This window comes from Nocardia vinacea (assembly GCF_035920345.1).
Classification (GTDB): Bacteria; Actinomycetota; Actinomycetes; order Mycobacteriales; family Mycobacteriaceae; genus Nocardia; species Nocardia vinacea_A.
The window spans coordinates 2,471,822-2,495,238 of the sequence record NZ_CP109149.1 but is presented as its reverse complement, the minus strand read 5'-3'; the positions used below and the strand labels follow the sequence as shown (position 1 = coordinate 2,495,238).

Annotated in this window: 17 protein-coding genes; 10 read left to right on the top strand and 7 right to left on the bottom strand. The window is 66.0% G+C overall.

Annotated features, from left to right (window positions below; all coding sequences use genetic code 11):
• Window positions 1-342 precede the first annotated feature (342 nt).
• A complete protein-coding gene (locus OIE68_RS11800) occupies window positions 343-2,565 on the top strand; it encodes an MMPL family transporter (RefSeq protein WP_327099420.1) in 2,223 nt (740 codons plus the stop codon).
• 6 nt (window positions 2,566-2,571) lie between these two features.
• Here OIE68_RS11800 and OIE68_RS11795 read toward each other — a convergent pair whose 3' ends face one another.
• A complete protein-coding gene (locus tag OIE68_RS11795; RefSeq protein WP_327099419.1) occupies window positions 2,572-3,051 on the bottom strand; it encodes a hypothetical protein in 480 nt (159 codons plus the stop codon).
• 515 nt (window positions 3,052-3,566) lie between these two features.
• On the opposite strand from OIE68_RS11795, the gene OIE68_RS11790 reads away from it, so the two are divergent.
• The 6 genes from OIE68_RS11790 to OIE68_RS11765 all read left to right on the top strand — a co-directional run bounded on the left by OIE68_RS11790 (window position 3,567) and on the right by OIE68_RS11765 (window position 14,215).
• Window positions 3,567-4,043: an RDD family protein gene (locus tag OIE68_RS11790; protein WP_327101641.1), complete on the top strand. Its 477-nt coding sequence runs from the start codon at window positions 3,567-3,569 to the stop codon at window positions 4,041-4,043.
• A gap of 8 nt (window positions 4,044-4,051) precedes the next feature.
• Window positions 4,052-8,467, top strand: coding sequence for a tetratricopeptide repeat protein (locus tag OIE68_RS11785; RefSeq protein ID WP_327099418.1), 4,416 nt, complete (start codon window positions 4,052-4,054; stop codon window positions 8,465-8,467).
• Window positions 8,464-8,706, top strand: a complete 243-nt coding sequence (locus tag OIE68_RS11780) for a hypothetical protein (RefSeq protein WP_327099417.1) — start codon at window positions 8,464-8,466, stop codon at window positions 8,704-8,706. The genes OIE68_RS11785 and OIE68_RS11780 overlap by 4 nt, the downstream gene beginning before the upstream one ends.
• 311 nt (window positions 8,707-9,017) lie before the next feature.
• Window positions 9,018-9,500 carry an RDD family protein gene (locus OIE68_RS11775; protein WP_327101640.1) on the top strand — a complete coding sequence of 161 codons (483 nt, stop codon included), beginning with the start codon at window positions 9,018-9,020 and terminating at the stop codon, window positions 9,498-9,500.
• A gap of 46 nt (window positions 9,501-9,546) precedes the next feature.
• The gene (locus tag OIE68_RS11770; RefSeq protein ID WP_327099416.1) at window positions 9,547-13,758 is read left to right on the top strand and encodes a tetratricopeptide repeat protein; all 4,212 of its coding nucleotides are present in this window, start codon (window positions 9,547-9,549) and stop codon (window positions 13,756-13,758) included.
• Entirely contained in the window at window positions 13,751-14,215 is a 465-nt protein-coding gene (locus OIE68_RS11765; protein ID WP_327099415.1) for a hypothetical protein, read from the top strand. Before OIE68_RS11770 ends, OIE68_RS11765 begins: the two co-directional genes overlap by 8 nt.
• Window positions 14,216-14,539: 324 nt before the next feature.
• On the opposite strand, the gene OIE68_RS11760 is transcribed toward OIE68_RS11765, so the two are convergent.
• A complete protein-coding gene (locus OIE68_RS11760) occupies window positions 14,540-14,989 on the bottom strand; it encodes a MarR family transcriptional regulator (protein WP_327099414.1) in 450 nt (149 codons plus the stop codon).
• 90 nt (window positions 14,990-15,079) lie between these two features.
• Between OIE68_RS11760 and OIE68_RS11755 the strand changes: the two genes are divergently transcribed.
• Both OIE68_RS11755 and OIE68_RS11750 read left to right on the top strand, forming a co-directional pair.
• On the top strand, window positions 15,080-15,844 hold the full coding sequence (locus OIE68_RS11755; RefSeq protein WP_327099413.1) for a class III extradiol ring-cleavage dioxygenase: 765 nt from the start codon (window positions 15,080-15,082) through the stop codon (window positions 15,842-15,844).
• 25 nt (window positions 15,845-15,869) lie between these two features.
• Window positions 15,870-16,406 carry a DoxX family protein gene (locus OIE68_RS11750; protein WP_327099412.1) on the top strand — a complete coding sequence of 179 codons (537 nt, stop codon included), beginning with the start codon at window positions 15,870-15,872 and terminating at the stop codon, window positions 16,404-16,406.
• Between the two features lie 87 nt (window positions 16,407-16,493).
• On the opposite strand, the gene OIE68_RS11745 is transcribed toward OIE68_RS11750, so the two are convergent.
• The 3 genes from OIE68_RS11745 to OIE68_RS11735 all read right to left on the bottom strand — a co-directional run bounded on the left by OIE68_RS11745 (window position 16,494) and on the right by OIE68_RS11735 (window position 20,609).
• Window positions 16,494-17,435 (bottom strand): acyl-ACP desaturase, encoded by a 942-nt coding sequence (locus tag OIE68_RS11745; RefSeq protein ID WP_327099411.1) that lies wholly within the window; start codon window positions 17,433-17,435, stop codon window positions 16,494-16,496.
• A 457-nt stretch (window positions 17,436-17,892) separates the two neighbouring features.
• Window positions 17,893-19,617, bottom strand: coding sequence for a GMC family oxidoreductase (locus OIE68_RS11740; RefSeq protein WP_327099410.1), 1,725 nt, complete (start codon window positions 19,615-19,617; stop codon window positions 17,893-17,895).
• A gap of 62 nt (window positions 19,618-19,679) precedes the next feature.
• Complete coding sequence (locus OIE68_RS11735) at window positions 19,680-20,609, bottom strand: NAD-dependent epimerase/dehydratase family protein (RefSeq protein ID WP_327099409.1); 930 nt, start codon at window positions 20,607-20,609, stop codon at window positions 19,680-19,682.
• A 130-nt stretch (window positions 20,610-20,739) separates the two neighbouring features.
• On the opposite strand from OIE68_RS11735, the gene OIE68_RS11730 reads away from it, so the two are divergent.
• The gene (locus tag OIE68_RS11730) at window positions 20,740-21,438 is read left to right on the top strand and encodes a TetR/AcrR family transcriptional regulator (RefSeq protein ID WP_327099408.1); all 699 of its coding nucleotides are present in this window, start codon (window positions 20,740-20,742) and stop codon (window positions 21,436-21,438) included.
• On the opposite strand, the gene OIE68_RS11725 is transcribed toward OIE68_RS11730, so the two are convergent.
• Both OIE68_RS11725 and OIE68_RS11720 read right to left on the bottom strand, forming a co-directional pair.
• Entirely contained in the window at window positions 21,435-21,773 is a 339-nt protein-coding gene (locus tag OIE68_RS11725; RefSeq protein ID WP_040694186.1) for a 4Fe-4S dicluster domain-containing protein, read from the bottom strand. The two genes, OIE68_RS11730 and OIE68_RS11725, sit on opposite strands and share 4 nt — an antisense overlap.
• A complete protein-coding gene (locus tag OIE68_RS11720) occupies window positions 21,770-23,344 on the bottom strand; it encodes an FAD-binding protein (protein ID WP_327099407.1) in 1,575 nt (524 codons plus the stop codon). Before OIE68_RS11720 ends, OIE68_RS11725 begins: the two co-directional genes overlap by 4 nt.
• Between the last annotated feature and the right edge of the window lie 73 nt (window positions 23,345-23,417).

Below are 23,417 nucleotides of genomic sequence, written 5' to 3'. Positions count from 1 at the left end.
CTCCCGAATACGGCTACTCGTCGCCGCGCGAATAGGGCGATATGCATAACGACGTCCAACACAGCGGACAAACCGGGCCCGAGTCTATCGAGCTGGCGACGAGGGCCCGTGACATTCTGTAGATCACGTCGAAATCACCCCCCGCGGATTGTGAAGTAACCCAACTCGAGGGCTGAAGGACCTTGTGCCACCTGGTCTTTCGGCTCAACTCACAATCGCAGTACCTGGTTTATTGTGTGCTGTCGGAATCCATGTCGATTCCTGTGTGCATGGCGGCGGCATTGTTACGATCCAGCCGGTCGGCCCGGTCTACCGATTCACGCACGCATTAGGAGGAGGCGATTGTTCGCCGATTTCACGCAGTGGGCAGATATCATCGTTCGGCGACGATTCACGGTGATCGGCGTGATAGTGGTCGCAATGCTGGGACTGGGTGTGTACGGACTCGGGCTCGGCGATGATCTCAGTTCGAGCGGATGGGACGATCCGACCTCGGAATCCGCACAGGCGGCCCGATTACGCGACGAAGTATTCGGGCGCGATCACAGTGGTGACGTCATCCTGCTGTTCCACGCGCCCGAGGGAGAGACGATCGATGATCCGGCATTCGCCGGCGTGATCGTCGACAGTCTCGATGAACTGCCGCGGCGCTTCCCGAATGAAATCGCGAAGATCAACGGAACGTTCTGGCCCACCGAAACCGGTGTGGCGGTGCCGGATCTGTTCGGTTCCAAGGACCGCAAGCACGCCTTCGCTTCCATTGCCGTCAAAGGCCATGACGAGACCGAGTTGATGCGCAACTTCCGCAAGGTCGCGGACGGTTTCGATATCCCAGGCATCGATATGGAGGTCGCCGGTGGGCAGCCGGTCGCCGGCGCGCTCAACGACACCATGGTCCACGATCAGGCGCGGATGGAGGTGTTCGCCATCCCGGCTGTCGCGGTGTTGCTGTTCTTCCTTTTCGGTGGGGTTGTCGCCGCCGCGCTCCCGCTGATCGTCGGCGGGCTCACTGTGCTCGCGGCCTGGGGGATCATTCGCGCCATCACCACCGTCACCGAGGTGAACTCCTTTGTCTCCCCGGTGGTTTCGATGATCGGTCTCGGCCTCGCCATCGACTACGGGCTGTTCATCGTGAGCCGATTCCGCGATGAACTCGCCGACGGTCACGAGGTACCGGTGGCGGTGCGGCGGTCGGTATCGACCGCGGGCCGCACGGTAGTGTTCTCCGCGACGATCGTGGTCGCGGCGGCGGGCGGCATCCTGCTGTTCCCACAGGGGTTTCTGAGGTCGTTCGCCTACGGTGCGATCGTCACTATCGCATTGGCCGCGCTGACCGCAGTCACATTATTGCCCGCGTTGCTCGCCGTGCTCGGCCACCGCGTGGACCTGCTCGGATTCGACTGGTTCCGCAAGATCAGGTCCGCCGACGAGGTGCAGGACAATTTCTGGGGCCGCGTCGCCGGGGGCGCGATGCAAAGACCACTGGCCGTTGCGATTCCGGTCTTCGCCGGACTGCTATTGCTCATCGCGCCGGTGCAGCATCTGGCATTCGGTGGCATTACCGAGCGATTTCTACCGCCGGATCACCCGACTCGATTGGCACAGCAGCACTTCGACGAGATCTTCCCGCTGCGGCGGATCGATCCGATCTACCTGGTCATGATCACCTACAACAGCCCGGATATCGAGACGGTGGTGACGCGGGCCGAGCAGGCCCCCGGCCTGGCCGCACCGTTCCCCAAACCGACACAGCGCCCGGCGCAACCGTTCGTCTACACCACCGAGACGGTGCTGGCCGGCTCCGCGGACGCCGACGCGACCATCGACTACCTGCGCTCCATGGAACTGCCAAAGGGGACAACGGTGATGGTCGGCGGCGAACCGGCAGCGCAGCGCGACAGCATCGATGCGCTGCTCCACCGGCTACCGCTGATGCTCGCGCTCGTGTTCATCGCCACCTCTGTACTGCTGTTCCTGGCCTTCGGCTCAATCGTGTTGCCGCTCAAAGCGGCTGTGCTGAACCTGCTCGGCCTCGGGGCCACCATCGGCGTGCTGACGTGGATCTTCGTCGAGGGTCACGGGGCCGGACTGCTGGGTTTCACGCCGCAGCCGATCATGTCGCTGGTGTTGATGCTGATCGTGTCGGTGATCTATGGCCTGTCCACCGATTACGAGGTGTTCCTGCTCGCCCGCATCGTCGAGGTGCACCGGGCGGGCGCGTCCACGGCGGAGGCGGTCCGCACCGGAGTCGCGCGGACGGGCCGGATCATCTCTGCCGCCGCGCTGATCCTGATAGTGGTGACCGGTGTCTTCGCCCTGTCCGATCTGGTGATGATGCAGTACATAGCGCTCGGCATGGTCACCGCGCTGTTCATCGATGCCACCGTGCTGCGCATGCTGCTGGTCCCCGCGACTATGAAGCTGCTCGGTGACGCGTGCTGGTGGGCTCCGGCCTGGCTGCGGCGCATCCAGCGGAAAGTCAGTGTCCGCGAACCCATTACCGACCGCGCGGACGCGATGCCGACGTCCGGTCGTCGCGCGGAATCGGACCCGACGTCGGTTTGACGCTGCTCAGCTCGCCAGATCGTCGAGATGGCGCTTGCGGCTGGATTCGGCGGCCCGCACCGCGGCGGCGATCGCGACCACGGGCGGTACCCAGCGGGCCTCACTCGGGGAAATGCCCCAGCAGGCCGAACCGGCCGACAGGCGGGTCGGCGGGAGCGGGATGCTCGCACCGTCGGTGTGCACGATGGCGCCGACACCGCGCAGTGCGCCGATCGCCATGGCCGCCTTGGCCGCGCCGACGACGAGGTGGATCTCGCGGCGCTGTGGGCCAGGGATTTCGATCACCGGACCGGACAGGTTGTTGGCCCGAAGGTACCGGCGCACGGTGGCGGCCAGTGCCCCGGTGAGTTCGATGGCCGAAATCTGCTCGTCGGTGATCAGGCAGACACCATTGGTTGTTTCCGCGACCGTCCAACCACGTCGGCGGCAGTCCTGCACCGTATTCGACGTGGCCTCGGTGACGGAACTCGGAAACGTCGTCGGCACTATCTTCTCCGTTCTCGGCTCAAATCTGCGACCATCAGCGTCACATCCGTACCTGGGCATCAAATCTGTTCGGGCTTAGAGTTTCCCAACAGATTTCTTACGGCCCTGATTGTGCGGCGTTCCCAGTACCGGTGACATCACCCCGAGGTCGCGGCCGCTGTCCTCCTTTGGTCGTACCCGAACACCGGAGTCATCCGCGCAAACCTCAGAATTGCCAGCGCATGCCCGACTGCCTGACGCCCTACTATCTGGAACTCGAGGACTTCGCCGGCCTCAACTTCGGCACCGGCGCGGCACAGCTCGACCTGGAGTCGGACACCTTCGACTGGGCGTGCTGACCGCGAATCAGCCTGCTAGTGGTGGATAGTTCCTATTTTTCGTTACTGGACCAGGATCGAGTTCGGCGTAGTAGGCAGGCGGAATATCAGCAGCACGTAAAATCGCCGAGGTAGTCGGTGCCGCACGATGCGGTGGCACGCCCTCGACCATGTTCCGCTGGCACAATGCGTGTAGTGATGTCAGGTTTGTTCGGGCCGCGTCGGCGGGAACCAGCGTGGGTTCCACCGGAGGCGGATGAGGGCCGGTTGATACTGGCGGTGTTCTTCGACGTCGTCGCCGCATGGGGCGTCGGCTTCGCCGTAGTAGCCCGCCTCATTCCCGAGGGAGTTGCCGAACCCCGCTTCGTGCCAACCGGATTCGGGTGCACGCTGGCGTTTTCGTTCGTCAATCACGTGGTCGGGACGCTGGCATTCCGGGGTAGTCTCGGCAAGCTGCTGCTGGGTCTGCGGGTGGTCCGAGTGGTCGATGGACACCGGGCGAACAGCTGGCAGGCGGTGAAGCGCTGGCTGGTGGGGTTCGTGCTCATGGCCGTCATGGCCTTGGTGGAGGACGGCGGGGGCATCGGTGAGGCATGTGGCGTCCGCACGGTGCGCCGCCGCGACCAGCGACGGTGGGATACGGATCCGGTCGTGTCGCGCCCGGCCCGACGTTGAGGCAATCGGTGGCGGCGGCCGTTCCCCGGTCGCCCGAGGCACACCCGCTCGCGAATGTGGTGCAGCAGGGCGACGTTGCCGCTGTGGCGTCGGAAATCCCGGCGCAGCCCGAACTCTTCGCCGACACATTGAGTCTGCTCGTCGCCGACGCGGTGTGGGCGTCGCAGCGCGATGACGGCACCGACCTCGCAGATGATCTCGTCGCCGCTCTCGATCGGTGGTTCGGACATCCGTTGGTGTCTCGTGCCGCGGCGCTGGTTACGCACACCGCATCGTTCCCGGCGGGGGAATTGGAGCCGCTACTTCTCGCGCTGATCCGGTCGGCGCGCTCGGCCTGGCGCGCGGACCGGCTTGGTGCCCCGCCGGTGGAGGTGCTGCGCAGACGGGCCGAGTCCGAGCATGAGGATGACCGCAGTATGGTCGCGGCGGAGCTGCTCGCCGTCGCGATCGAGTCATGCGAATGGCGGCTCGCCGAGGATCGTGTGGCGGCACTGTCACTGCTGGCGGATCTGCTCGGGGAACTAGTGTCGGTGCTGTCGGGGGCCGAATGGGGCACCGTAAGGGAACAATCCGAGCTGATGGCGCGCGGGGCGGCCGCGGCGCGGCGCCGCCTGGGCATTCTCGGGCAGCTGAGCCGTACCGATCGGCTCCGATATCGGCGGCCGCTGGTGGCCGCGCATTGGGCGGCGGTCGATTTCGTGACCTGGACCGATGGCCCGGCGGCGGGTATCGATCACTCGCGGCGCGGGCTGCTGCTGTATGAGGAGGTGACCGACGCGGTCGGGTCGGCGATGCTGCGTCGGCTCGATCGGGCCACGTCCAGACATATCGAGCTGCTCGAACACGCGGGTCAGGTCGGGCAGGCACGGTGGTGGCGAGGCCGCCGCACCGAACGACTGCATGGTCTTGCTGCCGCAGCGGACACACTGGCGCATCGGGATCTGGGAAATCTGATCAGGCAACTGTCCGCCAACGACCTGCGCACGGAAGCGGCGGAGGTGTCCGCGCGTGCCGTGGTGCTTGCCGAAGCGGAAGCGGCCGAAGCGGATGTCGCTGCGGTGCAGCGATTGGCCAGAGCGATGGTTCGGCACGGCGAGTGTCTGTATCGCAATGGGCAGCGAGCCGAAGCGTTGCTGGCGTGGTATAGATTCCTCGACGTACAGCGGCGGCTGGCCGATCTCTCCGCCGACACCACCGCACCGGCCGGCTGCAAGGAAATCATTACCCTGGTCCAGCGGCTCGGCGATCTGGAGGCTGCGGTCGAATTCGGCGATGCAGCGGTCGATGAGTGGTCGCGGCTGTCCGCGGATAACGATCAGCACCTACCGACGCTGATCGACGAATTGCGGGCCCAGGCTCACCGTTTGGAGAAGGCAGGCCGCGTCGCCGACGCCTCCGAGATGGCCGAACGCGCCGTCACCCTGGCTCGCGACCTGATCGCGATGGACCCGCAAGCCCACCGGCCGCGGCTGAGTTGGGCGCTGACCTGCGCGGCCGGCATGCATCTGAATTCCTGGCGGACAGCCGACGCGGACAGCCGTTCCGCCGAAGCACTCCAACTCATCGAGCAGCTGGCCCGTGAGGAACCGGACCGATATGTTCGGGCGCTGGCCAATGCCTTGCACAACCGTGCGATCGCGCGCAACGGGAACAAGGATTATCCGTTCGCACGCGAACTGCTGGCGCGAGCGACGGCACAGTACGAGGTATTGGCGGCGGACAATATCGCCGCCCAGGCGTCGTTGGCGAATGTGCTGTGCACGCGCGCGATTACGCTGGCCCGGCTGCGCGAACTCGACGAGGCGCTGGACTGCGCGATGCGGGCGGAGGCCATCTACACGGTGCTCGCCGAGACGAAGCCGGAAACCTATCTGCCCGACCTCGCCTACGCGCTCAATAAGGTCGCGTCGATCCGTGAGGACCTGGGCGATGACGACGGCGTACGGGCGGCGGCCACCCGCGTTCTCGACATCTGCGCCGAACTGAAGGACGGTCCAGGCCGTGACGCCGAGCGAGCGTCGGCGCTGCATGTCATGGTGGAGAACTTGACGCGCACCAAACGGCCGGGCGAGGCGCTGAACTATTCGACACCGCTGCTGGAGGTGCGGGAACGGATGGCACGGCGCGATCCGGCCGCGAGCGAGGTGGAACTGGCCATCGCACTGGGCAATCACTCGATATGTCTGTCGCAGTCTGTCCAACCTCGCCCGGCGCTCGACTTCGCCGGCCGGGCGCTCGAGCTGTGGCGGAGACTGGCCCGGACCGGTCAGCACCGCGAGCGGCTGGCCGGCGCGCTGGACCGATACGCGTCGGACCTGCTGGCGTTGCGGCACCGCGAGCAGGCCATTGCGGTGTCGATCGAGGCCGTCGAACTCTACGAGCAGGTGTTGGCCGACCACGGTCAGCTGTATTTGGCCACGGTCGCCAACTTTCTCAACAACCATGCGATGCGGCTGGCAGAGGTCGGCCGGGACGAGGAGGCAGTGGCCACTGGGTTGCGCGGCCTTGGCATGTTCGAGGACCTGATGGCCATCGAACCCCGCGCCACCAGCCCCGCCTACGGGAACTGCTTGATCAACCACGCCGGGCAGCTCAACGACCTCGAGCGCGGAGCGGAGGCACTCGATTACGCCGCACGTGCGATCGATCTCTACGAGGAATTGAGCCGCGCGGATGCGGGCACGCATGCGGTGGATCTGGCTCGGGCACTGATCAATTACGCGCGTGCGGTAAGTAGCCTCGGTCGCCACGAGGAGGCGGTGACTGTCCACGAGCGGGCGCTGCGACTCATCGAATCCGTTGCTGCTCATGATCGTCGGCGCATGCTGCCGTCATTGGCCAAGGCCGCCAACGGCTTCACCAATCGGCTGATCGACGCCGGGCAGTGGGAGCGGGCGTGTGCCCAGGCACGCGCTGCCGCCCGACTGTGGGAGGAATTGGCGGCCGTCGACTCCGAGCTGTATCTACCGACCATGGCTGATGTGCTCGGCGAATACGCTCGGAGCTTCGCCGAGGCGGAGGAACGGGCCGAAGCGGTCGGGTATGCCGCGCGGGCCACCACCGCGTTCGAGGAACTGACCGGCCGGGATGCCCTGCGCTACCGTCCCAAATGGGCGCGTGCCGTCGAATACCACGCGTATGTGCTTGCGAGGGCGGGAGATATCGACCGCGGTTGCGCGGAAGCCGACCGCGCCATCACCATCCGACAGGCAGCCGCCGTGGAAGCGCCGGAGCAGAATCTCCCGCGACTGGCCTGGTCGCACGGCTGGGCGGCTCGGTTCCTGGTCGACAACGAACGGGCCGATCTCGGTCCCGCCCATATGGAGCGCAGCGCCGCGCTGTACGGCCAGTTGATGAACGGTGGGCGTGCAGATCTGCTGCCGGAGTGGATTACCACCTCGCGTTTCTATGCGAAGGACTTGTGCTGGAATGGATATTTCACGCAGGCCGCCGCGGCGATCGAGGAGGCGGTGCGGTCGGCGCTGCGTCTGGTCGCAGTCGACCGCGAGCGGCACCGGGCGCTGCTGGCCGACGTTTTGGGGGACCGGATCTGGCTGCTCGCGGAAGTGGGAAACCGGCGCGCGGCCTTGGCGACGGGCATGGCACTGCTTGCCGTCGTCCAGGAACTCGTCGGTGCATCAGCCGACGATCACCGGGCGCTCTTGGCCGACTCCTACGATCGGGTGGCGGACTGCCTCGCCGATGTGGGACGGATAGGTGAGGCGCTCGCGCACAATGAACGCGCGCTGGTGGTGTGGGAGGTGCTGGCGCAGGAGAACGGTGCCCCTTCATGGGATCTGGGGTGGTCGCTGTGGCGCCGCGCGCGCTGGCTCGCCGAGGAGAACGCCGACCCGACCTGTCTCCACCTGTCCCAGCGTGCCGTCGAGGTGATGGAGCGCACCTGTGGAAAAGGGCCTGGTGTCAGCCATCACTTAGCCGGGACCCTGGTGGACCACGCCCGGCACCTGGCGCGGGACGGGCAGCATGCGCAAGCGCTGGCATGCAGTTCGCGCGCACTGACCATGTCGGAAACGCTCGCCGACCAGAAGCCGCGCCGGTACGGCCCCGACCTCGCCGACTGTCTGCGCTGGCACGCCACGCACCTGGCGAAGAGTGGTGACCACGAGGCCGCCGTCGAATGTGCCGAGCGCGCACTACGTTTGGCATCCGATGCCGCCGAACACACGCCCGCGTCCTACCTGCCCGATGTCGCGGCGATCAGCGGCGAACTCGCCGGGTTGCTCAGCGACTGCGATGCGGTACGCGCAGTTGATCTGGCCCGGCGAGCGATCACGCTCTACGCCGAACTGGCGATCATCGAACCCGAGGCATTCGGCCGTCCACTGCGCCGGCTGGAAGAGGAACTGGGTCAGGTCGCCCGCACCGACCCGACGACCCATCAACAGATCTGGATGAACCGATGACCGAACTCGATTTCCCCCGGCAGCTGCGCGAATTTCTGCCCGCCGAATTGCACGATGACGCTGCCCTCACGACTCGCCCGGCGCTGCAATTGCGGCACCCGGGCGAGGGCGACACCGTGATCGGGCATTTCGGCGGTGCGCCGAAGTACCGAACGGATTCGTCTGGCCCGCTGACAAATACCACCACTTCGAGCACGTCGCCACCATCGACCTGGTCGCGCTGCCGGCGCCGGATCTGAATCTGCCTGATAGCGGCCGATTCTTGATCTTCGGCGACACCGAGGGATGGGAGGTGTTCCACGACGTTCCTGGCGACGTACCGGTCGTGGAGGCAGTGTGAATTGCGTACCGTTCGATAGCTCGTTGGACCGGACTAATAAGGCCGATGAGTCGGATAGGTTCTGGTAGAGGATATTTCGCGCGGTCGGCAGGTCATGACGACTCCGGTGAAATTCTAAACTGAATGTAAAAAATCCGGCCGCATCCCCGGTTACGCCCTTGCCGGTATTACATCCGTCCGATCCGTCGGGGCATAATCCGCCGGGTGAGTATGTATGGCTCGAGCCAGAACCGGCTCCACGGGGGCAGCCCGCAGTCGTATCCGCACGCTCCGGTGTGGGTGCCGGAAGAAGCCTCGGATGCGCGATTGATCTTCGCGTCGATCTTCGACGGTGCGCTGGCGATCGCCGGTGGTGCGGCGCTGACGGTCGTTGTCATGGGGTTCGATCTCACCGATCTGCTGGCCGTGCCATTTGTCATCCTCTACACGCTCGGGCTCTCGTTCACCAACCATGTCTGGGGCAGCGTGCTGTTCCGCGGGAGCATCGGCAAACATCTGCTCGGACTGCGCGTGGTGCGGGCGAAAGATGGTGGCAGGCCGAGGTTCTGGCGCAGCATCCTGCGATGGCTGGTCGGCTTCGTCATGTTCGTGATCATGGTGCTTGCCGAGGACTGGGACGGCATCGGCCAGGCCTGCGGTCTGCGCACCGTGCTCCGCCGCGATCTCGCGGCGAATTCTCTTGTCGCCCACTGAATTTGCCGATGCTCTGACTGCCAGGGTTGCCGAAGCGGCCCGTGCGGTGGAAACTGACGGTGATCTCGAGATCATCGCGGATCTGGTTGTCGCGCTGGATCGGTGGCACGAGGACCCGCTGGTTTCCGGTGCCGCGGCGACCGCCATCGGCGCGGCAATGCTCACCTATATCGAACTCGAGCCCTTGCGTCGGGCACTGGTGCGGGCAGCCAGGCAGGCCTGGTGTGCCGACCCTGACCCGTTCGCGGCGGTCGAGCGTCTGCGGCAGTTGTCCCGAGAAACGAATCAGGACGGCTATGGCCTGGTCGGCGCGGATTTGTTGGCCGTCGCGGTCGAGGTGTGTGAGGAGCAGGTCGGCGCGAACCCCGCGCAGTGGTTGCCGCGGCTGGTGGAACTGCTGACCGAACTTGTTGCCCACTTCGACGAACCCGGCGCCCTCGAACTCGAAGACTACGAGGAGATCCCGCAGCGCGCGGCCGAGGCAGGTCGCAAGCTGGTCGCGGCGGCGACAGCTTTGGTCGAGCGGACCGGTGCGCGGGATGTGTGTTCGCTGGCTGCCGCACACATGGTGGCCGCCGCGACCATCGCGCGGGTCGACGGACCCGCCGTCGGCGCCGACGAATCGGCCCGCGGTGTGCGGCTGTGGGAGGAATCGCTCGGCACCGACGGTGTCGCCGCCGTCGTCGGCTTCCACCGGGCAGCAAGCGAGCACATCGCGATGCTGGAGCGGGCGGATCGGGTCGGGGAGGCGCGGGAATGCGAGCGTCGGGTGCTCGCGCGATTGCGGACAGTTGCGGCCGCGGACGACGCGGCGACGCCACTGGAGCAGTCGAATCTGGCTGCCGTGCTCTTTCAGCGGTCGTTGCGCGTCGAGGCGGCCGATGTCGCGGCGCGATGTCTGGTGGCGGCCGAGCGGATCGTTGCCGACGGCGAGCTGCCCGCAGTGCGGCCACTGGCCGGCCTGCTGCTCGATCGCGCCGAGGATCTGCACCGTGCTGGGTTTCGTGCGCAGGCACTACGGGCGTGGCGGCTGTTCATCGGAGTGCGTGCGCGGGTTCGCGACGGGGTCGGCCCGGACGCGCCGATTCTGGGTGTCGCATACCGCGACATCGTCGCGCGGGTGGAAGCACTCGGTGATCAGGTGGCCGCGGTCGAGTTCGGCGACGGTGTCATCCGAGAGTGGACCCGGTTGTCCGAATTCGATCCATGGGAGCACATCGCGGTGCTGGCGTTGGAGCTGCGGTGCCATGCGGACCGGCTCCATCGGGTCGGTCGCGTTGCGGAGGCAGCGGATATGGGAGAGCGCGCGGTCGCCTGCGCCGAGACGATGTCGGCGATAGTTCCCGAACGCGGCAGGGTGGACTTGGCCGGGGCATTGAATTGCGCCAGCCGAATGCACCTTCATGCCGACCGGGCGGCGGACGCCGATGTCCGTTCTCGGCAGGCAGTGGAGCTGGTCGGTCTGCTGGCCGACACCGATCCCGACCGTCACGCTGGGGCGCTGGCTGAGGCGACGCACAATCGCGCGCTCACGCTCGACCTGCTCCAGGATCACGAGCAGGCACTGGCGTTGTCGGCTCGGGCGATCGAGATGTACGAGCAAATCGCTATCCGCGGCGATGATGAGGACCGGTCCGCGCTGGTGAATGCGCTGTGCTCGGGCGCGATCTTGCTGAAGAAGCAGAATGATTTCCGCGGGGCGCTGCACTGCGCGTCATGGGCCGCGACGGTCTACCGCCGGCTCGTCGAACGGGATCGGCATGCCTATTCGTCGGACCTGGCCTTCGCATTGAACTCCGTGGCCTCGATTCACCGGTGGATGGGTGCATCCGACGAGGCTGTGGCCACGGCGGGCGCCGTGCTCGAGCTGTGCGATCCCGACGATCCCGGCCAGGACAAGACTCGGGCCACAGCGCTGCACACGATCGTTCTCGCGCTCAGCTCGGTGCGCCGGAACCGAGAGGCGCTGACGTATTCGGCGCAACTGCTCGCGCTGCGCGAACGGATGTCGCAGCGCCGGCCGGTGATCGGCGTTGTCGAACTCGCGGTCGCTGTGGGCATCCACGCGGAAACACTGTCCGGGCTCGGCGAACTACGCGCCGCCCTGGACCACGCGCTGCGCGCACGGGACCTGCTGCGGGAGTTGCCGGACGCCGAACTCGATCGGCACCGCAAGCACGTGGCGAGTGTTTTGGAAACCCTCGCCATGTGTCTGGCCGGAGTCGGTCGGCACGACACCGCGATCGAAATCTCGACGGCAGCGGTCCAGCACTACGACCTGTTGTTGGAGCGCGACGCCCTACAGCATCGGCACTCGGCAGCCATCTGCCTGGCCAACCATGCACGGCGACTGGAGTGGGCCGGTCACCTCTCAGCGGCCATCGAGGTCGGTGTGCGTGGTGTGGCCGCGATGGCGGAATTGGTGGAGCTGGACGCGCGTGGCTATCGACCCCAACTCGGCCTCGCCCTGGTCGGCCAGTCGAGCGTTCTGATCCATGCCGACCGGTTCGACGAGGCACTGGACTGCGCGACGCGCTCGGCGGCCCTGTTCGAGGAGGTCGCGGTCGAGATCCCCGATGTGTTTGCCGAGGATTTGGCGATGGCGCTGCACAACCAATCGTGTGCGCTGAGCCGGCTCGGCCGGGTAGCGGAGGCGCTGCCGCTCCAGGAACGGGCCGTGCGCATTGTCGAGGACTGTGCCGCGATCGACCGGCATCCCGTGCTGCCCCTGCTGGCCCGTGTTACCGGCACCCTGGTCGAAAGACTGGTGAACACCGGTGGGTCGGCGCGGGCAGTCGCGCAGTCACGCGACGCCGTCGCCCTGTGGACTGAACTCGCCGACAGCGATTCCGATCTCTATCTCCCCGATCTCGCGTCCGCGCTCGACGAACACGCCCGACTATGTGGTGACAATCGCGAATGGGACGAGTCGGTCCGGCACAGCGAGCGGGCGGCGATTGCCTACCGGACACTGGCCGCCACCGAGGATCGGTATCGGTCCGACTGGGCGTCGGCGGTCGAACATTGGGCGCATGGGCTGTACTACGTTGGCGACCGGGCGTCGGCCATTGCGGAAGCCGAACGCGCACTGTCGATCTGGCGTGCCGCCGCCGACGATGATCCAGGCGAGTATCTGCCGAATCTCGCCGCCTGCGAAGTATGGGTCGCTACGCACCTGGTGTACCTGGGCGAATGTGATTCCGCCGCGGTCCATATGGAACGCGGCGTCGGTCACTATCGCGCGCTCCTTGCCGAAGGGCAGGCGGAGCTGTTGCTCGAGCTGGCCGCGGCGTATGAGGAGTATGCGACGAGCCTCTGCCAAGCCGGATACTGCCCGCCCGCCCCTGCGGCGATGGCCGAGGCGGTCGCGCTGATCCGCGACGGCGCAGGAAATGATCGCGCCGCACACCGCCACCGGTTGGCCGCCGCCCTGCGTACCCAGACGCGGATTCTGAGTGACGCGGGGATGCGACAGGCCGCCGTCGCGTCCGCGCGGGAGGCGCTGTCGCTTGTGGCGGACATCGATGGTGACGACGCGGCTGATCATCGCGACGACCTCGCCGACTATCACGATTCACTGGCCGACGCGCTGGCCGAGGCCGGACAATACGCTGAGGCGCTCGACCAGAATTTCCGCGCGCTGACGCTGTGGGAGGAACTTGCGGTCGAAAATGCCAGTTCGGCACCGGATCTGGCGTGGTCGCTGTGGCATCGTGCGCGCTGGCAAGCCGCAACGGGTGGTGTCGCGGCGGAGGTGCTGGCCGTGTCCCAGCGCGCGGTCGACAGCTACGAGCGAGCGCATGCGGAGAAGTCGGCCGATACGAATATGTTCGCGGCGGCGCTGGTGGATCATGCACGGCACCTCGCGCGGGCGGGGCGCAGCGCTGAGGCATTGAAGTGCAGCGCGCGGGCGCTATGTTTCTGGGAGGCGTTGGCGCAGGACGAACGTCGGGTCCACGGTGCCGGGCTCGCCGAATGCTTGCGCGGGCACGCCGCGGTGCTGGCGCAGGCCGGTAGGCGCGGTGCCGCCGTCGAATGTGCCAGGCGGGCACTGCGATCGACTGCGGAGGCTGCCGCCCGTACGCGGCTGCGGTACCTGCCCGAGATGGCGGAATGCTGTCGCGAGTTGGCCGGGCTCGTGTGCGAACACGACCCGGGCGAAGCTGATGCGCTGATCGAACGGGCCCGATCAGTGGCCGCCGAAATTGCTGCCGCGGAGTCGGTTATCGGATATCGGGAGAAGTGTTCGGATGGCTGAGCCGAGCTTCAAAGGTTTTGCCGAGATCGTCGATGCCATCCAACATGCCAGGACGGGAACCGGATTCATTGCGATGATCGATATCTACCCGATCGTCGCGCTGGATCGGATGCCCTCGGAGCGGGGGCTGCGGGCCTGTGCGACGGAGGTGTACCGCGCGTGGGACAAGACAAGTGTGGTCGCCGGGGTGACGCCGAGCAAAGTCCGCCGCTGGCGCACAGCGCTCATCGAGCATGTCAGCGAGAACCCGTTTAATTATTTGTCGGAGGTTCAGTGCGCGCAGGCCGCGCGACTGGGCGGCCGACTCGCCGAGCTGATCGAAACCGAAATGGGCGCCATTCGTATGGTGGCCACCGTCGACTACCGTCCGCACGACTGGTACGCGGCGCAGTGGGAGGATTGGCTGCTGGTGGCTGCGGGTCGGGCGACTGTGCTGCATCTCGGTTGGGACAGTTGAGGTTCCGGCCGAGTCGGCTCGCTGGTCGTGGACGGCCACCCGGCATTGTCTCGGTGTGCTGCGCCTTCCTCGTAGCCCGGCGCAGCGAGATGGTCGCGCGTCAGGAGAGCTTGTAGTTGTGAGGTCGAAGTCGTGCACCCTGGTGGTGCCATTGGCGGATTTCTCCCAGGCGCTGCTGATGCGGCGGCCGTCGTCGCTGAGGAGGCCGGAATAGCGTTGTGCGGCGCGGTTGTCATGGCAGGCGTACCTCCTAGCGTGCAGATCGGCCATTCGGCGAATCAGACGCTGCGGCACGCGCGAAATCATCGCACCGACCTGCGCGAGTCAGCCCAGTCGGCGCGCGACCTCGCCGAGGCCGGTGGCGATGGCCTCCTGCTGTTCGGGGGTGAGCACATCGATGAGGACACGGCGCACCGTTTCGACGTGTCCAGGGGCGATTTGCTCGAGTCGGTCGCGGCCGGCTGCAGTGAGGTTGGCGATGACGCCGCGGATATCGGTGGGGCACGCTTCGCGGCGTACCAGACCGGCCTTCTCTAATTGGGTGACCTGGTAGTTCAGACCGCTTTTCGAGGTGTAGAGGGCATCGGCCAATTCGGTCATGCGGAGTTGGCCCCCGGGTGCCGCGGCGAGGCGGACCAGGACCTCGTACTGGGTATGGGAGAGCCCCTCCTGTTTGAGGTGCTGTTCGACCCGTCGGCCGACGAGCGCCCCCGCCGCCAGGAAACCCTGCCAGGTGCGCATCTCCCGCTCGTTCAGCCATTTCGCGTCAGCCACGACAGCTATCCTACCGGGGTTGTTCAAATTTGAACAACGGGCTATAGTCGGTTTGCGTTCAAATTTGAACTAGTTGGATGGAGGGCGGCGATGGCCGGACAGATGCCGGTGCTCTACCTCTCACACGGCGCACCGCCGCTGGCCGATCACCCGCGGTGGCCCGGTGAGCTGGCCGCGTGGTCGCGCGAATTGCCGCGTCCCACGGCAATTTTGATGATTTCCGCGCACTGGGAGGCCGCGCCGATCGCGCTCGGCGCCACCACGACGGTGCCGCTGGTCTATGACTTCGGCGGCTTTCCGGAGCGCTACTACCAGGTGCAATATGCCGCGCCGGGCGCGCCGGAACTGGCGGCCCAGGTGCGCAAACTGCTCGGCGGCGGTGTCGTCGATGTGCCGGATCGCGGGCTGGATCACGGGGCCTACGTGCCGCTGAAGGAGATGTATCCCGACGCCGATGTCCCGGTATTGCAGCTGTCGATGCCGACGCTGGACCCGCAGCGGCTGATGGAATTGGGCCGTCGGCTCGCGCCGCTGCGTGACGAGGGCGTGCTGATCGTCGGCAGCGGTTTCTTCACCCACAACCTGCGCGCCATCACCACCGATGACGAGCATGTCTACGACTTCACGACCGAATTCGACGACTGGGGCCGCGAAACCCTCGCCGCCCACGATCTCGACGCCCTGCTCGACTTCGAAAACAAGGCCCCTGCGGCACATCTCGCGCATCCGCGCACCGACCATTTCGCACCGCTGTTCGTCGCCCTCGGTGCGGGCGCCGACGATTTCACCAACCAACGCACCGTAATCGACGGCTTCTGGCTGGGCATGGCCCGGCGCTCCATACAACTCGGCTGATCCGCCCGACAACGAAAGGCATCCAATGACCGCGACCATCACCGCCCCCGCGGCGAACACCGAAACCGCCACGCCCACACACACTTACGATCTCGGTCTACTCGTCCTGCGGCTGGCCGTCGGGCTCACCATGGCCGCACACGGCGCGCAGAAATTGTTCGGCTGGTTCAACGGCGGCGGCCTCGATGGCACCGGCGCGTTCTTCACGATGAGCGGCTACCCGTCGGGCAAGGCGATGGCCGTGGTCGCCGGTCTGAGTGAAACCCTCGGCGGACTCGCCATCGCCATCGGCCTGCTCACCCCGCTCGCCGCGGCGGCACTGGTCGGAACCCTGCTCAATGCGATCGCCGTCAAATGGGGCGGCGGCTTCTTCACATCGAAGGGCATCGAGTACGAACTGCTCCTCACCCTGGCCGCCGCATCGCTCGCCCTCACCGGTCCGGGCCGCTACGCCGTCGACCGCCTGATCCCGGCTCTGCGCAACCACCGCCTCGTCTTCGGCATTGCCGCCATCGTGCTGGCCCTGGTCGTTGCGGCCGCGGTCCTGATCGTCCGCAACTGACGCGATCAATCGGGTAGACCCGCCGGGCCGACCGCAGATGTCACAGTCGCGTGAATGTTCTTGCGCGACTGTGACATCCAGGGTGCGCTACCCGACGCGCGCCGCCTGGCGGGCGAGGATGCGGTCGCGCTGTTCTTCGAACTTGATGACGTCGCGAGTGAGTTTCTCGAGGTACTCGCCGAGTTCTTCGCGGCTGCGTTCGCCGCGTGCGGTGAAGTCCGTGCGGTTGAAGACTTTCCAGATTCGCAGGACCGGCAATACGACCTCGTCCAGATGCTGGCGCAGGTCGTAGATCCCGTGCTTGACCATCAACACGCCATTGCGACGCCAGTTCGGCATTCCGGTGCCAGGCATGGAAAACGTTTTCAGGATCTTGGTCACCGACTCCATCGTCTGGTCAGGTGCGATGTCGAAGGCGGCGCCGGTGATGTTGCGATAGAACATCATGTGCAGATTCTCGTCGGCTGCGATGCGTTGCAACATCCGATCGGCGATCGGGTCGTCGCAGACTCGTGCGGTGGTTCGGTGGCTGATGCGGGTAGCCAACTCCTGGAAAGTCACGTATGCGACTTGATCGAGCACACCACCGAAGTTCTCCGGCGCGTGTACGCCGCGCGTCAAATGCACCATCCGGTCGTTCTCCAGGGCGACGGGATCGACAGCCCGGGTGCATACGAGGTAGTCGCGCATGGCGATGGCGTGGCGGTTTTCCTCGGCGGTCCAGCGGCCGACCCAGGTGCCCCACGCGCCGTCGTTGGTGAAGTTATCGGAGATCACGCGGTGGTAGGAAGGCAAATTGTCTTCGGTGAGCAGATTCGTGATCATCGCGACTTTGGCGACTTCCGAGAGCCGTGACTGCTCGGGATCCCAATCCTGCCCGCCCATTGCTGCAAAGTTGCGGCTCTCGTCCCAGGGCACATAATCGTGCGGATACCAGTCCTTGGCTGTGGCCAGATGCCGGTCGATGTTGGCACCGACAACCGGTTCGAGCTCCGTCAGCAGTTCAAGTTGCGTCAAGTCCTCTGTCATGCAGCGCCTTTCGATTCGGTGGAACCAACCACGGAACGTACCGCTGTTCACGCATTACTGACTATGCGGGCAAGCCGCCCTCACACCCTAAACGAGCGCCATCGATTCGGTGCGCATCAGACCTACTTCCAGCCACCGGGTGGTCGACCGAAACAAGAAGTGCGGCCGTGCGAAAACCGGGCGATTTGCCCTAAAGTAGCCCTGCGGCCGCACCTCAATCGACATGCACGGCGCCCGTTTTGTCCCGCCGCGCCCGCATGGCGGCCTGGCGCCTGCACGGTGTGCGAATCCGCGCAACGAACATCCCCGAGCGATCCATCGCTGCCGCTCGGTCGGACACCCCGACCTTGAAGAGGCACCCTCCGCACAGGGGCCTGGCTCGACGACGGGGTGCCGGGGCGTGCAACCGATCCAGCACTGTGTGTCAGCCCGATCGGGGCAGAAGGAAAGCCCGCGATCAGCTGGCGGCGGATTTGTGGGTGCGGATTTCGACGATCGGGAGGACCAGGGCGGCCGGGGCGTCGGCGGGGACGGCGGGCTTATTGGGGGCGATGGGCTGGATCTGTTGGTAGGCAACGCCTTGTAGGGGACGCAGGTCCTGTTCACCCTTGTTGGGCCAGTAGGCGGCGCAGCGTTCGGCTTGGGCGGTGATCGTGAGCGACGGGTTGACGCCCAGGTTCGCGGAGACGGCGGCGCCGTCGACGATGCTGAGGGTCGGGTAGCCGAAAACTCGGTGGTAGGCGTCGATTACGCCGGTATCGCGGTCCGCGCCGATGGGTGCGCCGCCGAGGAAGTGGGCGGTGAGCGGGATATTGAAGACTTCGCCCCAGCTGCCGCCCGCGACGCCGCCGATTTCCTCCGCGACCTTGCGGGTCACCTCGTTGCCCGCCGGAATCCAGGTCGGATTGGGTTCGCCGTGGCCCTGTTTACTGGTGAGCTTGCGGCCGAACAGGGTGCGCTTGGTGTAAGTGGTGATCGAATTGTCGAGGTGCTGCATCACCAGCGAGATGATGGTGCGCTCACTCCAGTTCTTCACGCTCAGGAAACTGATGAGAGTGAACGGGTTTCGCACCACCTGGCCGAGGAAGCGCAGCCAGCGCGGTATGCGGCCGCCGCCGTCGACCATCAGGGTCTGCATCAGCCCCATCACATTCGAGCCCTTGCCGTAGCGCACCGGCTCGATATGGGTGTCGTGGGTCGGGTGGATCGATGACGTGATCGCGACGCCACGGGTGAAGTCGACGTCCGGATTCACCTTGCGGGTCGCCGCGCCCACAATGGATTCGGAGTTGGTGCGTGTGAGTTGGCCGAGTCGGTCGGACAATTCGGGGAGCACGCCCCGATCCCGCATGGCGTGCAACAACTTCTGGGTGCCGAGGGTCCCTGCGGCGAGTACGACTTGGCCCGCGGTGTAGGTCTGCGGGCGCTTGCGGAACCAGGCGCCGGTGCGTTCGGTCGAGATATCCCAGGTGCCATCGGGCAGCGGACGGATCGAGGTCACCGTCGTCATCGGAATCACCTGCGCGCCAGCCTTTTCCGCGAGGTACAGGTAATTCTTCACCAGGGTGTTCTTCGCGCCGTGACGGCAGCCGGTCATGCATTCGCCGCATTCGAGGCAGCCGGTGCGGTCCGGTCCGACACCGCCGAAGTACGGATCCGCGACGGTCTGTCCCGGTTCGCCGAAGAAGACGCCGACCGGGGTCTGCACGAAGGTCTCGCCGCAGCCCATATCGTCGGCGACCTTCTTGAACACCTCGTCCGCCGGTGTCAGATGCGGGTTCTGCACCACGCCGAGCATCTTCTTCGCGCGCTCGTAGTACGGGGTGAGCTCGGCACGCCAGTCGGTGATATCGCACCACTGCTGGTCCTGGAAGAACGGCTCCGGTGGCACATAGAGCGTATTGGCGTAGTTGAGCGAACCGCCGCCGACACCCGCACCGCCGAGGATCAACACGTTGCGCAGCGGGTGGATGCGCTGGATGCCGTAGCAGCCGAGCTTCGGCGCCCACAGGAATTTGCGCAGGTCCCAGCTGGTTTCGGGTAGCTCGTCATCGGCATAGCGTCGACCGGCCTCGAGCACACCGACCCGGTAGCCCTTCTCGATCAGCCGCAGCGCCGTGACGCTGCCGCCGAATCCCGAACCGACCACGAGTACGTCGAAATCCGTTTCTCGCTGGTCCATGTGGTGCTCCTCGATCCGTGTCGCCAGTGACACCGGTAACATTACTACCGAGTAGCAAACGCTCAGAGCTGGGTCTGCCACCAGGCGACAGTGGCCGCGATGGCCTCGTCGATCGGCGTCGGATGCAGGCCGAGGCGCTGCTCGCTGGCGGACGAGTCCAGCACGAACGGCCGTGTGACCTGGTAGCTCATTTCGGCGAGCTCGCGCATCGTCTCATTCGTGAAGCCCATCATGCGCAGCAGGGCGGCCGGTGCCGCGAAGACCTTGGGGGCCGCGACACCTGCGGCGGCGGCGATCGCGTCGAAGAGTTGCTGCTGGGTGATCGGCGGCGCGGTCGGGGCGTGCAGGAAGGAATTCCAGACCGATTCGTCGGCGGCCGCGCGGATCATGGCGGCGGCGAGGTCGGGCATATAGGTGTAGGAGTGCGGCAGGTTCAGCTTGCCCAATGCCTGCACCCGCTTGCCGGTGAGGATCGGGACGAAGACCTGCTCCCCGGCCAGCGACGCCCGCACATACGGGCCGAGGAAGTCCGCGGCCGCGACGCTCACCGTCGCGGCGGCATGTGCCTCACGAGCGCGCACCAGCTGCGTGCGGACGCTGGGTTTGCCGAAATCGGCATTGCGGGGCAGGTTTTCGGTGATCGGACCGTCGACCTTGCCGTAGGAATAGATGTTTTCCGCGAAAACCACTACCGTGCCAGCCTTTTCGGCCTCATCGAGCACGGTGCGTTCAGCCGACGGCAGCTCCGCGCGCCAGACCTTCGCGGTGTATTCGGAGCCTCCGAGGCAGTGGTAGACGGCCGTCGCGCCATCGAACTCACCCGAAAGCTGTTCGGGCAGTGTAACATTGATCTTGCGACGCTCGACGAGTGGATGATCGGGACCGCTCCCGGAGCGAGTGAGTACCCGGACCTGTTTGCCCGCTGCGGCCAATTGCTCGGCGATGGTGGTTCCGGTGGGCCCGGCTCCGGTGACGATGTGCAACTCCGACATAGTGAGTCCTTGTCTACTTTGGTGAGCGGTGCTCTCTGTTGTGTACAAGCATGCAACCGCCGCGAATCAAAGTCAAGAGCAGTGCTCACATTAGTTGACATCGCTCTCTAGAGCGCGCATGGTGATCGGTATGGCGACGACACCACGTGCCCGGGCCAGGGCCCAGACCATGAACGATATCGTCCGGATCGGCCGCGAACATCTGGCCACCGATGGCGCGGCGGCCCTCTCGCTGCGCGCGGTCGCCCGCGATCTCGGTGTGGTGTCGTCGGCGGTATACCGCTACGTCCGCAGCCGCGATGAACTGCTTACACTGCTCGTGATCGACGGCTACAACGCACTCGGCGACGCGGTCGATGCGGCGCTGGCCGATGCCCCCGACGATCCGATCGAGGGCCTGCGCATCGTCGGCCGTACTGTCCGCGGTTGGGCACTTGCGGAACCGGCCCGCTACGGACTTTTATTCGGCACACCGGTGCCGGGCTACGACGCTCCCTCCGAGGAGACCACCGTCCCCGGCACGCGGGTCATCGCGACAATGCAAACCCTCTTCGCCCGCGCCTACCGCGAAGACATGCTCACCGCTCCGGTCAAGGAGCGCCCGTTATCCTCCGCGCTCGCAGCCAATTTCGCGGATATCAGAGCCGCATTCGACCACGACCTACCGGACTGGCTCGTCGCACGCGGCATCACCATGTGGGTCGGGGTGTTCGGCGCCGTAACCTTCGACGTCTTCGATCAGTACGGCACCGACACCTTCACCGACCGCGCCGAACTGTTCGAACTCCAACTCGACGGTCTCCTCGAACAACTCGGCTACCGCGATTAGTGCCGCAGGCGGGGCGGGGGCGCGCCGTGGGGGAGCCGGGGGCCGATGGCGAGCAGGCTGCCCGCGGTGCGACCCTTGCCCCAGCCGATCTTCTCGCGGTAGCGGCCGATCTGATCCTGGGCGATCGGGCTGCCGGGAGGTAGCGGGGTGGATTCGGGGTCGACGTAGAGAGCGTCGGTCGGGCAGTAGGCCTCGCACATGAAGCAGGTCTGGCAGTCGGATTGCCTTGCGATGACCGGGATTCCGGATTCGGTGCGGTCGAATACGTTGGTGGGGCAGGCGTCCACACATTTATCGCAGCCGATGCAGGCCTCGGCGAGTACGACTTCGATCATGACGCGACCTCGGCGGTCTTGGTCCACACGGCGTCGAGACCGCCGGACAGAATGTGGTGGCGCTGCGCCGGATCCTGTTCCGGATGGTCTGCGCGCTTGCTCATACCGCGAGTCTCGGTGCGCGCCAAAGTCGATTCGTACATGAGCCGACCGACCGCGGTGATGGCGGCGGCCTGCCTGGCCCGGATGCGATCGTCACCGGTGCGGCCACCGAGCTCCTTACCTGCGCGCTCCCAGAGCGTGTCGAGTGCATCGAGTGCGGGCCGCAGTCGCTCGCCGTGGCGCAGGTAGTTCTTCTGGAACGGAATCAGCTCGGCCTGCGCGGCCTCGACAACTTCGGCGGTATCGAGCGTGGGGGAGTCACTGGGCCGCAAGCCGGTTCGTCCCGCGCCGCGCAGAGCGGCATCGTCCGGCCGAGACGAGCCGAGCGCGAACCGTGCCGCCCCCGCACCGGCCCAACTCCCCGACGACATCGCCCATGCCGAATTGTGGCTGCCGCCACCGGTGAAACCACCGCAGATGCGTTCCCTGGTCGCCGCGTCGCCCGCCGCGAACAGACCGGGCACCGTGGTCGCGCAGTCGTCGTCCACGATATCGATACCGCCGGTTCCGCGCACGGTGCCCTCGGCGAGCAGATCGACCTCGAAACGATCGGTGAACGGATTGATACCGCGCCGATCGAACTGCAGAAAGAAGTTGGGCTGCCCGAGCCGCATCTGCGTCTGCACCGTCCGGTCGGCGCGGTCGAGTTGGGCGAATACTTTCTCCGACAACAGGGTTCGGGCGATCACCGATCGGCCTTTCGTGGATCCTGCGCCCTCGAGCACCTGTCCGTCCTCGTGGAAGAACGTCGCGTAGCCGTAGTAGGCGGTCTTGGTGATGGTCGAGCCCTTCGGCACGATCGCGTAGGCATTGGAGAATTCCATCCCGGAGAAGCGCGCGCCCACCTCGGCGGCCATCAGCGCGCCGTCACCAGTATCGACATTGGTGCCCAACGCGCGCGACAGGAATGCACAACCGCCACTGGCCAGCACCACCGCACCCGCCGTGGTGCGGTAGTCGCGGTCGAGTTGACGCTGGTATCCGGCCGCGCCGCGGACCGTGCCCGCATCGTCGACGAGCAGTTCGAGAGCCGGTGAATGGTCGAGGATCCGGACGCCGAGCCGCTTGATCCACGCGCGCATCCGGCGCATGTACTCCGGGCCCTGCACCCCGGTGCGCAGCTGCTCACTGGTCGCCGGGTCGGCTGGAAACGGGTACTTGCCTTCCACGGCAAGCCGATTCATGTTGGTGTAGGTCTGATCGAGGACCCGATCCATCCAATAGTGATCGGCGAGATGGCCGCCGAGGGCCTCCCGGCTGGCCTTGGCATTGGCACGGGCGGTCGCCTCCGGGGCGACGTACCAAACGCCGGTGCCGGAAGGTGCTGTCGCGCCGCTGGTTCCGCAGTAGCCCTTGTCTACCAGGGTCACCTCCACGCCGGCCTCCCGCGCGTGGATGGCCGCCCATGCGGCGGCCGGACCGCCGCCGATCACCAGTACATCGGTGCTGGTCTGCCAGAGTTCACTCATGCGTCTGCTCCTGATACGTCGGGATTGCGAAAGAGGCAATCGTCGGCGGAATGCGGGGTCAGCGCGGGGAATT

Coding starts and splice junctions, on each gene's coding strand:
- OIE68_RS11790 (WP_327101641.1), top strand. CDS start 3,567: ATGTCAGGTTTGTTCGGGCCGCGTCGGCGGGAACCAGCGTGGGTTCCA.
- OIE68_RS11780 (WP_327099417.1), top strand. CDS start 8,464: ATGACCGAACTCGATTTCCCCCGGCAGCTGCGCGAATTTCTGCCCGCC.
- OIE68_RS11775 (WP_327101640.1), top strand. CDS start 9,018: ATGTATGGCTCGAGCCAGAACCGGCTCCACGGGGGCAGCCCGCAGTCG.
- OIE68_RS11765 (WP_327099415.1), top strand. CDS start 13,751: ATGGCTGAGCCGAGCTTCAAAGGTTTTGCCGAGATCGTCGATGCCATC.
- OIE68_RS11755 (WP_327099413.1), top strand. CDS start 15,080: ATGGCCGGACAGATGCCGGTGCTCTACCTCTCACACGGCGCACCGCCG.
- OIE68_RS11750 (WP_327099412.1), top strand. CDS start 15,870: ATGACCGCGACCATCACCGCCCCCGCGGCGAACACCGAAACCGCCACG.
- OIE68_RS11745 (WP_327099411.1), bottom strand. CDS start 17,435: ATGACAGAGGACTTGACGCAACTTGAACTGCTGACGGAGCTCGAACCG.
- OIE68_RS11740 (WP_327099410.1), bottom strand. CDS start 19,617: ATGGACCAGCGAGAAACGGATTTCGACGTACTCGTGGTCGGTTCGGGA.
- OIE68_RS11735 (WP_327099409.1), bottom strand. CDS start 20,609: ATGTCGGAGTTGCACATCGTCACCGGAGCCGGGCCCACCGGAACCACC.
- OIE68_RS11730 (WP_327099408.1), top strand. CDS start 20,740: ATGGCGACGACACCACGTGCCCGGGCCAGGGCCCAGACCATGAACGAT.
- OIE68_RS11725 (WP_040694186.1), bottom strand. CDS start 21,773: ATGATCGAAGTCGTACTCGCCGAGGCCTGCATCGGCTGCGATAAATGT.
- OIE68_RS11720 (WP_327099407.1), bottom strand. CDS start 23,344: ATGAGTGAACTCTGGCAGACCAGCACCGATGTACTGGTGATCGGCGGC.